The 16,294-nt window shown below is 31.2% G+C and carries 5 protein-coding genes; 4 read left to right on the forward strand and 1 reads right to left on the reverse strand.

Annotation, left to right across the window (positions count from 1 at the left end; all coding sequences use genetic code 11):
• The first annotated feature begins 344 nt into the window (after nt 1-344).
• The 4 genes from Q4Q16_RS01965 to Q4Q16_RS01980 all read left to right on the forward strand — a co-directional run bounded on the left by Q4Q16_RS01965 (nt 345) and on the right by Q4Q16_RS01980 (nt 5,115).
• Nucleotides 345-1,994, forward strand: coding sequence for an AarF/ABC1/UbiB kinase family protein (locus Q4Q16_RS01965; RefSeq protein WP_303345826.1), 1,650 nt, complete (start codon nt 345-347; stop codon nt 1,992-1,994).
• Between the two features lie 330 nt (nt 1,995-2,324).
• Entirely contained in the window at nt 2,325-3,767 is a 1,443-nt protein-coding gene (locus Q4Q16_RS01970) for an ATP-binding protein (RefSeq protein ID WP_303345828.1), read from the forward strand.
• Between the two features lie 286 nt (nt 3,768-4,053).
• Nucleotides 4,054-4,494: a thioredoxin family protein gene (locus Q4Q16_RS01975; RefSeq protein ID WP_303345830.1), complete on the forward strand. Its 441-nt coding sequence runs from the start codon at nt 4,054-4,056 to the stop codon at nt 4,492-4,494.
• A gap of 9 nt (nt 4,495-4,503) precedes the next feature.
• A complete protein-coding gene (locus Q4Q16_RS01980) occupies nt 4,504-5,115 on the forward strand; it encodes a cytochrome c biogenesis CcdA family protein (protein WP_303345832.1) in 612 nt (203 codons plus the stop codon).
• Between the two features lie 692 nt (nt 5,116-5,807).
• On the opposite strand, the gene Q4Q16_RS01985 is transcribed toward Q4Q16_RS01980, so the two are convergent.
• Nucleotides 5,808-16,124: an isopeptide-forming domain-containing fimbrial protein gene (locus Q4Q16_RS01985; protein ID WP_303345834.1), complete on the reverse strand. Its 10,317-nt coding sequence runs from the start codon at nt 16,122-16,124 to the stop codon at nt 5,808-5,810.
• Between the last annotated feature and the right edge of the window lie 170 nt (nt 16,125-16,294).

Genomic DNA, 16,294 nt, shown 5'->3' on the forward strand with positions numbered 1-16,294 from the left:
TTTTAATTGTTTGAAATTAAATCCATTTTGTTTGCTAATGTTTAATTTTTTAATTGAATTTTTAAAATATTATGCAAAATGTAATTTAATTTGTATATATGCGAAAGGTTTATATAGTATCGAACATATTAATAATAATTAAGATGATTGTCTTAAAGTTAATCTCTAATATTATATCAACCTTTTTCCCGAACTTAATATTTTTTCTTTAGGATAATCCATCTAAAAAGAAAGATTGTTTGTCTTTTATCGGTTTACAAACCATAAATTTAAACAATCTTTCAATTTCAACCATTTCATTATATTCTAAAAAAATAAATACTATAATCTACTATTCTTATTTAATGAAAGTTATTGCTAGTGCTAAAAATGATGATCTTAAAAGATTAAATGAAATTTACAAGGTTCTAAAAAAGAATGATTTTGGGCATTTAATTGAAGAAAATACGTTTTTTAGAAAATTTCCATTTTTAAGAAATTATAAGATTGAAAATGAAGAGGAATTTCCAGACGAATCAGTTCCGTTAAGAGTTAGAAAGGTACTGGAAGAATTGGGTCCTGCATACATTAAATTAGGTCAGATGTTAAGTACAAGACCTGACCTTGTAGGCTTGGAGATTGCAGAAGAGCTTCAGCAGTTAAGGGACAATACTCCTGTAACTCCTTTTGATGAAATGAAAGAAGTCATTGAAGAGGAATTGGACCAGCCTATTGAAAATGTTTATAGTTATATTGACGAAAACCCGTTGGGATCAGCATCAATCGGACAGGTTTATAAAGCCAAATTGAAAAGCACTGGAGAAGAAATTGCAATTAAAGTTCAAAAGCCCAATTCTCGTGATATAATTGAATCTGATATTAAAATAATGAAATTTCTTGCAAAGAGAATAGACAAATTTATTTCAACAACAAAATCTTTTAATTTGCCTGCTATTGTCAGTGAATTTGAACGTTCCATTCTTAAAGAGATTAATTATTTGGAAGAAGTAATGAATATGCAGAATCTCGAGAATAACTTCAGAAACATTTCCTATGTTAGAATTCCAAAGGCATATGTTGAATACTGTGGTGAAAAACTGATTACGATGGAATTGATAAAAGGAGTAACAGTCACTGACTTAATTGAAGGGGATTATCCCCACATTAATAAAAAGGCAATTGCCAATTATGGCCTTAAATCTTATTTTAAACAAATAATGATTGACGGTTATTTCCACGCAGACCCCCATCCGGGAAATTTAATTGTAACGCAGGATAACAAATTGTGTTATATTGACATGGGTATGATGGGAATTTTAAGTGATGACTTTAAAGAAAACTTAGCTGAATTCATGCTGCTTTTGATAAATGGAAATACTGACAACATTATAAAACAGTTAATCTATATGGACATTATTTCCCAGTCACAAAATACGCCGGAATTGCGTGCAGACATTAATGATTTATTGAATTTGTATTATGGTGCAGAATTGAAAAATATGGACGGGGCTATGGAAGATTTACTTAATGCAATGATTAAAAATCATATAGTTCTTCCAAATGAATTTGTAATGATTGGCCGAGGGATTGCTTTAATTGAAGATACCGGTAAAAAGCTTGATCCTAATTTTAATGCTGCAGTTGAACTGAAGAAATTATCTAGAAAAATCGTGATTAACAAATATAAACCTGAAAGATTGGCAAAAATTAGTCTTAATTATCTTTTACAGTTGGAGCATCTGGCAAAAGACCTGCCCGATACAATCAATAATACTATTTCAAAATTGGAAGAAGGAAACATTGAAGTAAAATTAAAGCATGAGGGAATCGGTCAGTTAATCAATCAGTTATCCATTTCCCTAATATTGTCTTCCTTGATTATCGGTTCATCTCTTGCCATTATTGCTGATGCAGGTCCAATTCTATTTGGTTTTCCAATACTTGGATTAATCGGTTTTGTTTTCAGCGGAGTTCTAGGGGCATATTTAGTTTTAATAAATGTAATGAAACGATGATTAAATAAAATAATGTGTTTTTCAATACATGATGCAAAATGTGGCTGCAATAATTTAGATTTTCATGGATTTATTATTTTTTAAATTTTAATTTCATCTGATAAACAGTAGTCGATAAAATACAAACCACAACAACATTACCAACTAAATAGTAATTTTTTAAGGCATGAATATTAAAAGTGAGGATGTGATCAGTTATTTAACCATGAAAATCAACTATTGTGTTTTCATTTTATGAACAAGTATTTATATAAATTTGTTTTCATTTTATGAACAAGTATTTATATAATATTATTCAAAAATTATAAACAAATAATGTGAAGAGGCTAAATGATGGAAGATGTGATATATAACTATATAATAAAACAGCTGTCTGAAGTACCAATGATTCTAAACAGGAAACTATCATATAAAAACATCAAGTTCAATAACAAAAACGAATTTGATAAACTCAGATTAATGATTGACAGTTTTTTAGATGAGGAATCTGAAGAGAGATATTTTGTACTTCCAGGAATTAGAGGGGTTGGAAAAACAACAATATTATATCAATGCTATGAATACCTCCTAAAAGAAAAAAACTTTAATTCAACTGATTTGTTATACATTTCATGTGAAACAACAAATTTTGCAGGCCAAACAGATATCAAAAAAATAATAGAAATCTATTTGGATAAAATTCACAATACTACTCCTGCCCTTTTAGACAAGCCTGTTTTCATTTTCATAGATGAAGCACACTTTGATAAGAATTGGGCGATGAATGGTAAAACCATCTATGATGAATCACCATACATTTTCCTGATATTGACTGGGTCATCATCACTTCACTTAAATTATAATTCCGATGCTGCCCGAAGGCTAAATATACTGCCAGTCATGCCATTAAACTATTCCCAGCACTTGAGTTTAAAGTACAACTACCAAACAGATATTGGAAATGATCTGATTGATTTGATATTCACAGGAAATATTGAAACGGCGCAGGAAAAGGAATTGATAATCCAAAAGGACTTAATAGAATTAGATAATTATCCATTAAATGATTGGAACATTTACTTGAACTATGGAGGCTTTCCAACAACATTCAACATCAAATTCGAGGATATAATTGTATCTAAACTATGGACAATAATATCAAAAGTAATAACTGTCGATATGGCCAATGTATTCAATTTAAATAAGAACAATCAAAATTTAACTTATAAAACATTAGTATATCTGGCATCACAAAAGCCGGGAGAAATATCACATGATAAATTGTCAAACTATTTGGATTGTGGCAAAACAACCATAAACAATATTATCAACATATTGGAAAAGACACAACTGATATTTCACAGTGAAGCTTATGGTGGAGCTTCCAAGAAAGTCAAAAAACCATGGAAATATAATTTTGCAACACCCAGCATCAGAAACTGCATAAACAAAAAGTTTGGAAACACCGCAGGATCAAAAAGCGAATATGAAGGAATACTATTGGAAAATCTAATAGCATCTAATCTATTCAACCTAAACAACAATAATGCATCATTTGACTTCAATGTCCATTATGATTCTCAAAAGGGAGGCGTTGACTTTATCGTTAAAAAATTATTTGGCAGTGCAATACCAATAGAATCCGGAATAGGCCGCAAAACAAAAAGACAGGTAAAAAAAGCAATGAATAAATATGATGCAGAGTATGGGATTGTGGTTTCAAATAAAACAGATTTCATAGAAAAAGAAGATGATGTGATATTCATATCTCCAAAAACATTCTCTTTTTTATAAAACTATCAAAATTCTCATCATGTTGAAATAAACTATTTCAAATTATCTCTAAAGCAGTTATATCTTTTATTTCTCATCTAAGTTCTCCTATTTATTCATTTAATTTTTTTGTTTTCATTTTCCATTTCGATAAATCCTCTCTGAATTGATGATGTTTCTTAAGAGATTATTAAATATTAAAAACAAACTGTACAACATTTTTAAAAAAAGTTGGTGTTAAGTTAAATTATTTGTTAATTTTAAAAAATAGAAAATAATATATTAGATAATTTATTATAATATATTCATGAAGCGAAATAATATGTATTTCATTGTTTTCATAATTGTTGTTATCATTGCAGCAGGTGCATGGTTTTCAATGAATGGAGACTCTAAAAAACAAGAAACCTCAAATCAGGAATTTGATGCTGAGGATGCTCCTGGAAGTTTGTCTGAGGCACTTCAAACTGCTAAGACTAAAGATAAAAAAGTTTTTGCAGTATTTGAATCAGCCACCTGTATTTACTGTACCCAATTAAGGGAAAATACACTGAATAATGATCAGGTAATGGAAAAACTTAATGAAAGTTATGTAGTTGTCACAATTGATATAAATGACAATCCTGAAATCGCCAGTAAGTATGGAATTTTTTCAACTCCGACTATGCTGATTTTAGATGGTGAAGGTAATGAAATAAAATCTATCGAAGGGTATCATGGACCGGAAGATTTAATAAAACTGATATGAGGAGATTTTATGGAACTTGTTCTGTTTGTTTCTTTTTTTACAGGAGTAATTTCAATTCTCTCTCCTTGTATCTTACCTATTTTACCGATATTTATAGGATTCAATCTTAAAAAAAGAAAAAACACCGAGATTATCTCATTTATTTTAGGTTTATTTGCTATTTTTATAATAATCCTGTTTGCAACTGTGTATTTCACAATAGTTATTCATAAATACTTAAATTATATTAGAGTTATATCTGCGGTTTTCCTGCTTTTGATTGGAGGATTTTTATTAACTGATTATTCATTTAACTTTCCAACATTAACCTATAAAAATCAGGACAATGCATTTATTTTAGGATTTCTAACCTCCCTATCATGGGCACCATGCTATAGCGGATATCTGATTTCACTTTTAGCATTGCTTGTAAATTCAGGAAATCCTGCAGTTGTAGCAGTTAACATTTTAGTATACTGTTTGGGATTTGGATTGACATTATTGGTTTTAGGTTATGCCCTTTCTAAAATAGACTTAACCAGGTTTGTTGATAAATCTTTAAATATTCAGAAGATATTTGCAGTATTAATCATAATTGGAGCCGTTTATATGTTAATAACTGCTCTTGGAGGAGTACTGTAATAACCGATTTTTGATTTAAAAGAAGTTGAACTTGTTTTCATGGAGATGAATGCATGTTTGTCTTAAAGTTTTTAATATTGGTTATTGCAATTTTAATGCTCTGTTTAGTGTTGTCAGGTTATTACATTTATCCGATAATTTTCATGAGCATTATTCCTCTTTAAAAAACGCATGATGATGTTGGATATATCTGGATATTGGATGAAAAAGGGAATGCAAAATTGACTCCAACAACCGACAATTATCATGAATCTTCTGGAAGTGCTCCTGAATCAGCGGAAAATAGCTGATGAATAATAATTCTCAATTTTTTTCTTTTTAAACTTTTAAAGGATATTAAAATATCATTTAATTCATTTTTTTATAGCTCTTCTTGAAAAGTTAATGCATGGCACAAAATCATATTCCGGTTAAACGAAATAAAAACTTAGAAATTACAGCTTTGTAAATTTAAATATTAAAGAATATGAAGCAAAAAATATAACTGCTGAAATTCCAATCATGACAGAAACAAATAGATTTTAATATCGCTCAATAATTTGCTAATATATGTGTTAAAGCAACCAAAAAATCAAATGCAAATTCAATATTTTAAACATAAGAATTAAAAAAGTAAAAATTAATAGATGAAGTATATAGTTCAACTAAAAAATAAATAAAAATAAGGATTTTTATAAAAAAATCCTTTAAATTTATTTTTTCTTTCTAGAAACACCAAATCCGAAGATTGCAAAGATTAAAACAACTAACAATGCAAATAGTGGATTTCCTGTTTTTGGCATTGTTTCGGCACCATGTGTAGCCGGACCTACAGGATCAGGAACCGGAGATGGAACAGGATTTACAGTGATTGAAATATTATTATAATTATTGGACATATTCAAGTCAACTGTACTTCCATTTACAAATACTTCATTAGATATTGCCCCAGTTTTTAAAACAATAGAAGTAATTTCTAATGTGGCAGTGCTTCCATTAGTTAAATTGCCAATTTTCCAAATACCTGTTGTTGGATTATATGTTCCTACACTTGATTTATATGAAACAAATCTAAGAGCATCGGATAATTTATCTACTGCATAAACACCTAATGCTGTATCAGGACCATTGTTTTTAACAATTATTGTGTAAATTATCTTATCTCCAACAGTCGCTGTTTTAACATTTACTATTTTTACAACAGATAAATCTGCTGTTTGAGGAACAGTAATATTTACAGTTGCATTGTTGTTGGTTAAGTTAGGGTCATAACCTGTTCCATTTACACTAACATTGTTTTGGATGAATCCTGTTTTAACTATTTTTGCAGTAATAACCAGTCTGGCTGTTTCATTGTTAGTTAAGTTACCTACTGCCCAAATACTGTTTGTTAAATCGTAATGTCCTTTAGAAGCATCAGCTGAAATGAATTTGAGGTTGTCTGCCAATACTTCAGATACCTTGATATTTGTTGAGTTATCAGGGCCATTGTTTCTTACAGTTATTGTGTAAGTTATTTTATCTCCATAATTTGGAGTGGTGTTGTTTACTGTTTTAATAATTTCAATATCTGCAATGTTTACATGTATTGAAGTATTTGAAGTGTTTCCTTCAGGATGTTCATCACTAGTAACAGTTACAGAGTTGAAAACGTCCTGACCTGTTGTATTTAAGATTGCAACATAAATATCAACAACAGCCTGATTGCCGGTAAGCATATTTCCCAGAGAGATAATCCTGGTGTAGTTAGTTAAATCGCCACCGTTAATTCTATATGTTGCAGAATCGACATCTAACAAATTAGCATCTAAAATATCCTCCAGTTTGACATTTAATGAATCTGAAGAACCACCTGCAGTTACAGTAATTATGAAATGTGCTGTATCTCCAGGGTTAAGCGCTTTAATTTCAGCATCTTTAACTACAACCAATGTAGTATCGGCTATTATGTTAACAGTTTCATCATCACTAAAGTTGCCTCTGGCATCGTCAACGCTGGTGGTAATAATAACTGTATTTAAAACATCCCCACGGGCAGATCCGTTAACTTTAGCTTTGAAATGGACTGTCATGTCAGTTCCGGAGTTGATAGTTCCCAGGTTAATAGCTTCACTGTAATCAAACCAATCTTCACCATTTAAGGAATATTGGACATTAAGTAATTCCTTGGTGTTGAATATGTCTTTTAATATTACATCAGATGCATCGGAAGGTCCATAATTGGTTATAACAACTGTGTAACCAACATTTTCACCGGCTACAATAACTGTTTGGTTTGCAACTTTTGCAATGTTCATCAATACTGATTCAGGAACAGTTACGGTAGCAGAATCATTATTGTTGGTTGTGTTTTTGTCATGTCCTGTTCCAGTAACATTGACATTATTGGTAATGTTTCCTATTTTAATAACCTGTACAGTGATTTTTAAAGTAGCACTTTCTTGGCTGTTCAAATCACCAATAAACCAAACACCAGTATTGTGGTCATATTGACCGTCAGCGCTAATGAATTTCACACCTGCAGGCAACAAATCACAGACAGTAACATTAAATGATTTGTCAGGACCCTTGTTGATTACAGTAATTGCGTATTCGATATTTTCCAAATACTTAGGATTGGTGTTGTTTGAAGTCTTCTCAACACTCAAATCAACGATTCTTACATGAACAGTAGTATTGGAAACAATGCCCTTAGGATGCTCATCACTGGTAACATTAGCTAAGTTGAAAATGTCCTTATCGGCAGTACTTAAAACTTTAACCCAAATGTCCACAGTTAGTGTTGTACCTGTAGGCATATTTCCTAAATCAAAACTTCCAGTCCACATACCTTTATCTACACCATTAATTGAATAATGGGCTTCATTAACATCAAGCAATTCATTATTTAAAATATCTTTTAAGTTTACATTTAATGAATCAGATGACCCCTCAGCAGTTACGGTAATAATGAAGTGTGCTGTATCGCCAGGATTTAACTCTTTGATTTCAGCATCCTTGACTACGGTTAATGTAGTATCGGCAATTACATTAACTGTTTCATCATCACTGAATTTACCTCTTGCATCCTCAACGCTGGTGGCAATATTCACTGTATTTAAAACATCTCCACGGGTGGAAGCATTGACTTTGGATTTAAAGTACAAAGTCACATAATCATTTGCACCAATATCGCCTAGATTAATAGCCCCAGTATAATCCAACCAGTCGTTTCCGTTTAATGAATATTGCAATCCAATTAAATCCTTAGGATTGTAAATGTCTTTTAGAACAACATCTTTAGCTAGTGAAGGACCATTATTAGTAACAGTAACAGTATATTTAACACTTTCACCAGCAACGATAACGGTGGAATTGGCTATCTTAGTAACATCTAAAATAACACATTCAGGAACATTTACTGTTGCAGAATCATTATTGTTGGTTAAGTTTGTGTCATGTCCTGTTCCAGTAACATTGACATTATTGGTAATGTTTCCTATTTTAATAACCTGTACAGTGATTTTTAAAGATGCACTTTCTTGGCTGTTCAAATCACCAATAAACCAGACACCGGTAACTGGATCATAATTACCGTCAGTGTTAATGAATTTCACACCGTCAGGCAACAAATCACAGACAGTAACATTAAATGACTTGTCAGGGCCCTTGTTGATTACAGCAATTGTGTATTCAATATTTTCCAGATACTTAGGATTGGTGTTGTTTGAAGTCTTCTCAACGCTTAAATCAACGATTCTTACATGAACGGTAGTGCTGGAGGTACTGCCTTCAGGATGCTCATCACTGGTAACCTTAGCTAAGTTGAAAATGTCCTTATCAGCAGTACTTAAAACTTTAACCCAAATATCAACAACAACACTTGTTCCTGTAGTAATTTTTCCTAAATAAACATTGCCATTAAAATCATTTAAATTACCTCCGTTTATGGAGTATTTAGCTGAATTTATGTCCAATAATTTATTATCCAAAATATCTCTCAAGTATACCTCTAATGAGTCAGACAATCCTCCGGCAGTAACAGTTATAATGAAATGGGCTGTATCGCCAGGATTTAACTCTTTTGTTTCAGCATCTTTAACTACAACCAGAGTAGTGTCATATTTTACTTCAACAGTAACATCATCTTCCAATTTACTATTTTCTGTTAATTTAGTAGTTGAGTTGATAACTGCATTGTTTAAGATATTTCCACGTTTATCAGCCGGAATTACTCCTCGGAAGTATATTGTTTTACTTTCACCATCAGTTAGAAGACCAATGTTAATAGCCCCATTATAATCATGCCATACTTGACCATCAAATGAATATTTCATATCAGTTAATTCATTGGCGTTGAATTCATCTTTTAAGAATACTTCACGTGCATATGACGGTCCGTTATTAGTAATCACTACTTCATACATAATATTTGAACCGGCAATAGCTGAAGTTGTGTTAATTTTAGCAACATATAATTCGGCCAATGCAATAACATTTTTAATGTTTGTAGCTTCATTATCACTTAAGTCCAATTCACCGGTAGTGGTGTTGACTCTAACTGTGTTGTTTAATATTTCACCGTCAGCAGCACCGGCGTCTAAGTGTCCTCTAATATATACTGTTTTAGACTCTCCGGAATTAATGCTGCCTAAATCAATAGGGTTATTGTAAACATTCCAAATTTCACCATCAAAGGAGTATTCTAAATTAGTTAAATAATCTGAATAATAATATTCATTTAATTTGACGTTTTGAGCTTTATCCGGTCCGTTATTTGCAACAATAATTGTGTAAACAATGTCATTTCCAGCTATTGCTTCAATTTCAGTAGTTTTGCTTACACTAAGTTCAGCTTCAGTAACACGAATGCTGGCGGATGCAGAGCCACTATAAGTTCTATTATTTGATTCATTGATTGAATAATACACAATATTGGCCGTATTCTTAAATGATTTGCCTATTGGAGATTCTATAATTCCTCCTTGTGTATAATTAACAAATGAAACAACAAATTTAAAAGTAAATTCATCGCCTGCAGTTAAGTTAAGACCATCAATAATGAAGTTTCCTGACTCTTCATCAAATTCAACAACCCAACCTTCTGATTTGGAACTTGAATTAATGCCTGTGTATTTTAAACCAGACGGCAATACATCACGAATACTGATGCTGTAAGCTGCTCCTGATCCAATGTTTCTGATAGTAATTGTATAAGTTGCATTTTCATAATATTCATAGATTGTCTTATCTGAAGTTTTGAAAATTTTTATTTCAGGCTCAACTATTTTAACCTGAGCATCATCACTGTCTACTTTTGCATTGTTTAAATATAATTCAGCATGATTGTTTTTAAATACCAGTGCTTTGTTGGATGAATCGTCTAAAACAACAGCAGATAAATTAAATATAATATTATCCGGATGTTTGTAAGATGAAGTGTTGCCGAAGTTTATAGTTAAAATATTTCCATTTACACCAACACCACTAATTACTGTGCCGTTTGATAATATAACTGAATCTTCAAGGTATTTGAATCCTGTTGGAAGGATGTCTTTAACTTGTAAATTAGTGTAGTTACCTTTAGGCAGCACTACTGTAATTTGGTATGTTACATTTTCACCGATGGCGGGTGTAAACATGTCGCCGTCCTTATTGTCCAGTGTAGTTTCAATTACCAGTTTAGTAATAGTAGGCATTTTAGTTTTTAATGTATCTTCACTATAATTATAATAATTTCTACCATGGTCAGGTGCTGAAAATCCAACAACATGAGCAGTATTTACATATTGGCTGCCGATTTGAATGTCTGATCTTACAATAAATGAATATTTTACATGAATTGCATTTCCAGGATTTATTTTGGCTACATCAATTTCAACATGAGACCCTATCCACTTGATTTTAGCATCAATCGGTTCGCCATCAGCATCAGTTACTTTGATATCTACATTATCGGCACTTGGTATTTGACCAATAAATAAATCAAGCCCATCTAACTCATCAAAGATAATTACATTAAATAATGAGGATTTGCCGTTGTTTTTGACAATTACATCAAATGAAACATGATCTTGACCTTCAACTTCAGTTACATTGAATTTTTTAGTAATGTCAGTTGTAGGCTCAGTAATTGTGATTTTTGCACTGGATTTACCAATGTTTTTATCATTTAGGAATAAATCTGCATTATTAACTTTTATGGCTCCTGCTATATTTGTTTGGTCAAATATTGTAGCTCGGGCAGTTAAATTAATGGATAAAATGCCATCTGCAAAGTCACTGGAGTGAACATTGCTAATTGTAATAGTTATAATGTTATTATTCACATTTATTGTCCAGTCTCTACCATTTACTAATTTGGTGCCATTTGCATAAAATGCACTTCCGACAAGGTATTCAAATCCTTGAGGTAAAGTATCCTTAATTACTAATTTTGTATAATTACCTGTCGGTAAAGTTACATTAATGCCGTAAGTTATATTTTCACCAATAGTTACATAATCCTTATTGTGAGCAATAGATGTGTCAATAACCCATTTGGTAACAGCAGGAAGTTTGGTAGTGAAACTATCTCTTGCCGCATTAGTATAATTTCTACCTTCAGATAGTGCAGAATAACCTATTACATTAGCTATGTTAATATAAGTGTTGCCTATAACTACATCTTCCCTTATTTTAAGGGTAAATCTGTAAGTTAGTGATTTGCCCATATCCAGTTCTGCAATATTTATGCTTGCAGTATTGTTATTCCATGTAGGAGTTACAATAACTCCATTTGAGGTAACATCAACACTGCCATTGACAAACTTATTAATTAAATCACTTAAATCATCGCTGAGTGTTATGTTGAATAATGGAGATTTGCCATTGTTGGTTATGGTAATGTCAAAGTAGATTACATCTCCACCAACAACTGTTTCTACATTAAATTTTTTAGTAATATCAACTTTAGGCTCAACAACAGTAACGGCCGCATAAGATAATGATTCATGATCATTCCAAGTAAGGGATGCTTTATTATTTTTAACAGCACCTGCTTTGTTACTGTTAACATTTAATACAGTAGCATTTAAAAATACTTGGAATTTACCGCCGTATTCTTTAATAATTTCATCTGCAAATTCAGAAGTAAATGTCAGTTTTATAATGTTTTCAGTTACAGTTACTGTATAATCTCTACCTTCAATAGCTTTATTTTGAGTATTTCCTTTATAAACCACAATTGTGCCTTCACTGTATTTTAAACCTTCCGGAAGAGTGTCTTTAACTTCCAAAGTATTGTATTTTCCAACAGGCAATATTGCAGTAATACTGTAAGTTACATTTTCACCAATAGTGACCTTATCCTTTCCATTTGCAATAGTTGTGTTAAATACTGTTTTATTTACCTTTGCATCATAAGTAAATAGAGTGCTAGTTGCTTGGTTAGAATAATCCCTTTTTTCATCGAATTTGGTTTCATTGAAAATAGAATAATATTCTACTTTAGCAATATTTTTAAATTCTTTCCCAATAACGACATCATTTTTTACATTAAATGTGAATTTTGCACTGACGCTTTTGCCGGCTAAAAGTTCGCCAACATTAAAGGTGGCTACATCTTCATTCCAGCTGAAAATGATTTTACCGCTTTCATTACCTTCAAGTACGGTTACCTCAATATCATTTCTACTATTTACAAAGGTTTTGATAAACTCTGTTAAATCATCTGTAATTGTGGTATTATATGCAGCACCTTCGCCATTGTTATTAATGGTGATTGTAAAACTGGATTCATCTCCACCTTGAACAGTATTAGGTTCAAATATCTTATTTATGTCTATTTTAGGTTGATATACATTAACATAGACAGTATTGGAAGTTAATGTATTATTAGTCCAACTAATAGTTGCATGGTTGCTGGTTGTTGCACTGGTTGCAGTGGTTGGAATAATATTTTCATTATTAACAACGGCATAGTATGCCTTAATGATTAATTGATTATTCTTAGCATATGCAGGTACAATATCACCATTAAAGTTAATGGTTAAAAAACTTCTTTCAGGGTGAGTGGTACTTGGAGTGTAAGTTACGGTATATTCATATTCAGGAACAACAAGACCGTCACTGGTAGTTATTGTAAAGTTAGTATACTTGATTCCATATGAGTTATCTTTAATAACTAAGTTTGGAACTCTTAAATCCGGCAAGTTAACTGTAATTTCATAAATTCCAATTTCACCAACAAATAATATATTCTTATTGTCAGTAACATTGGATCCGATAAATTCTTTTGTAATTTCTAATCCTTTAGCCATGATTGTTGCATTGTCCCTGTACTTGTCCCTGTTTGTTACAAAGTTTGTACCGTTAGGAAATGCTGCAAAGTTTGTAATCCATACATTGTTAATAATACTTTCTTTTGGAATCAGATATTCATTAAATCTAACAGTATATACAATGCTGCAAGAAGTGTTTTTAGCTAATTGAGAAATCATATATCCTTTTGTGAATAAGTCATCTTTAAAATCAGTAATATCAACAACAGTTCCGTTTGAGTAAACTAAACTAACAGATTTAACATCTGCTTTAGTAATTCCATCAGATGTTGTTGTATTGACAAAATCATCTGATACAATTATATTGTAAGCATCAGAATGTCCTGTATTGGTTATAGTTATATTATATTTAACATCAGTTGCATTTTCAATATTTTCTAAAATTTTTGTATCATTTACATGTTTTGTAATTTTTAATTCCGGTTCATTAGTAAGCATCAGTACAATATTTGAACCTGCATATCTCTCTCCAACAGAATCTTTAAATTTCATTTCAGCAAGATTAGCAAGATTAAGCTGGTCTGCCATAGGTTCTGAGGATACTTGAACTGTAAACCATAATCTTATATCTACCGGATTAGCCAGATTATCTAATGTATCTCCAAAATCAAAGGAAATTGCATTATTTGCAGTATCAACATTAATTTTAGGAATAATAACTTTACCGGTTTTTTCATTGTATAAAAATCCACTATTATTTGCATAAGCCCAATATCCGACTTTAGGAAGTATTCCTGTAGTTGAATTAACAGGATTAAATCCGTTTATTTTGAATAATGGTATTGGTAAAAAGTCAGTAACAATAAAATCATTTACAGAACCTGTAGGGAAATGAATATCCAATACAAAAGTTATGTTCTGACCAGGATAAACTTTATAAAAATCAGCGGAATTTATAATCTCACCATCGACTGCAACAATATCCTTCTTAAGTGTAACACTTGGGACTCTTAAGTCTGTACGGCTGTTATCAGTAACCGTATTAGTTGTATTTAATACAGTAGCCGATGTTTCAATGGTATTAATAACCAAATCGTTTGACACAACAGAAGATCCATTTGAATAATGAATAATACATTGTGTAACAAAATTTAAAGATCCAACCATTGCACCATCATTAACACTTCTATTTGTATAGTATCCTCCAATCAGGCTTGTACCTATATTGTTATCCTTTAAGAATTTTGAAATATAAAATGTAACTGACTTGTCAACATGTCCTAAAGAAACGATACTATAATAATCTTCATTTAATTCATATGTTTTTCCATAAATAGATAAAACAGGTTTATTCTCAGTTAAGAATTTTTTAGGTGAACCTGCTTTATGCGTATCAAATTTATCGTAAATCACTAAATTATCAAAAGCAAAGTAATCAGAAATCTCAAAATCAATTGTATAAGTAATTAAATTATGAGGAACTACAGAATATGCATCTGTATTTAAAATTTCTGCATATTTTTGGGTAGCTAATGATTTTAAATATACTTTATAGCTATCTGAAGCATCATAAGTATTATTGGCATAAGTATAATCTATTCTTGCAGTATTTGTAGCAGTAGTGCCTATGCCAGTTTCAGAATCAATAATTGTAATGTTATTAGATGTACTATTATCAAATTCCGGAGCATATGCTTTATATTTCAAACTAAGACTTATGTCATTTAAATCTCCAATAGCTTTTTTTAATTTTAAAATTAGTTTCCCGCCGGTTTTCTTACCTGCAGGTTCTTCAATTGTATATAAACTAGAATCTATAACCCTTCCTTTTGAGTCATATAAAACCGGACTGCCCAAATACATTATAGTAGATGGAAGCACATCTGTAATTGCAATATTTTCAATTTTTGCACCATTGGCTATGTTAATATTAACATAATACTCAAATGGGAAATTTGAACCTGTAGCGGTTTCATCCTCGTGAAGGTTTGAATCTTTATCTATTTTAACAACAACCGGATTTACCCACCCTGTGACGGTTTTTCCATAAACAGGAGGATAATTAACCGGATCATCAAGAGGGCTATTCCCATACCTAAATACCGGAGTAACAGTAAAATTAAGCAACTTTCCTATTTCCAAAGCTCCAATGCTTGAAGTAATATCTAAAACCGCACTAGGTGCATCAACTGTAAAACTACCTAATGGATACTGAAGAATATAAAAAGTACTGTTTAGTGAACCATGAACTTCTTTTTTAGTTAATGGGTCAATTAAGGTATATAAACCAGTTTTAGGATTATAAGTACTTTTATCAAATACTCCAACTTTTATTGGAACTATATTTCTATCAGAATATGAAGCGGTGAATTGTGTTAATTCTTCAGGAGTTATTAACTGGATATAAGGTTGAAATCCGGTAGCGTCTCCTAAATTAGTAAATATCATTTGAAAATTAAATGATTCATTGATTAATACATCTGCAGGATTAGTTGAAGACATGTCTTTGCCATTTTCGCCTTTTAAACTAATGTCTGGAATAGACGTGGAGTCATTTTTAGAATCTCCCCTATCATCTACAGAAGCATCTTTAACAACTTCCTCACCATTACCTGTGACTATGCCTGTAGGTCCATTAGCATTTTCAACCGTGGTTGTATCGCTAATAGCTGAACCTTCATCAATCTTAACACCTTGAATGTCAAGCGAATCGGCATCACAAGCACCATAAACTGAACCACAAAATATAAACAATAAACTAAGTATTGCCAATACTTTAAAATAATTCATATTTACACCAATTATATAAATTCATATAAAAACCTCGACATCAACAATTTAACAATTGTTCTTTTTATTTTTATTTTTTAAAGAATATATACTTTATAATTTTTATATAATGGGTTCTTTCAAAAACTTGTGTGATTTTTTTCTTTTTCATTGTTTAAATTCCAATAATT

The organism is Methanobrevibacter sp., from assembly GCF_030539875.1.
Taxonomy (GTDB): Archaea; Methanobacteriota; Methanobacteria; order Methanobacteriales; family Methanobacteriaceae; genus Methanocatella.

What these genes read in the sequence shown, in the direction of transcription:
- Q4Q16_RS01965 (WP_303345826.1), top strand. Translation starts at nt 345, where the DNA reads ATGAAAGTTATTGCTAGTGCTAAAAATGATGATCTTAAAAGATTAAAT.
- Q4Q16_RS01970 (WP_303345828.1), top strand. Translation starts at nt 2,325, where the DNA reads ATGATGGAAGATGTGATATATAACTATATAATAAAACAGCTGTCTGAA.
- Q4Q16_RS01975 (WP_303345830.1), top strand. Translation starts at nt 4,054, where the DNA reads ATGAAGCGAAATAATATGTATTTCATTGTTTTCATAATTGTTGTTATC.
- Q4Q16_RS01980 (WP_303345832.1), top strand. Translation starts at nt 4,504, where the DNA reads ATGGAACTTGTTCTGTTTGTTTCTTTTTTTACAGGAGTAATTTCAATT.
- Q4Q16_RS01985 (WP_303345834.1), bottom strand. Translation starts at nt 16,124, where the DNA reads ATGAATTATTTTAAAGTATTGGCAATACTTAGTTTATTGTTTATATTT.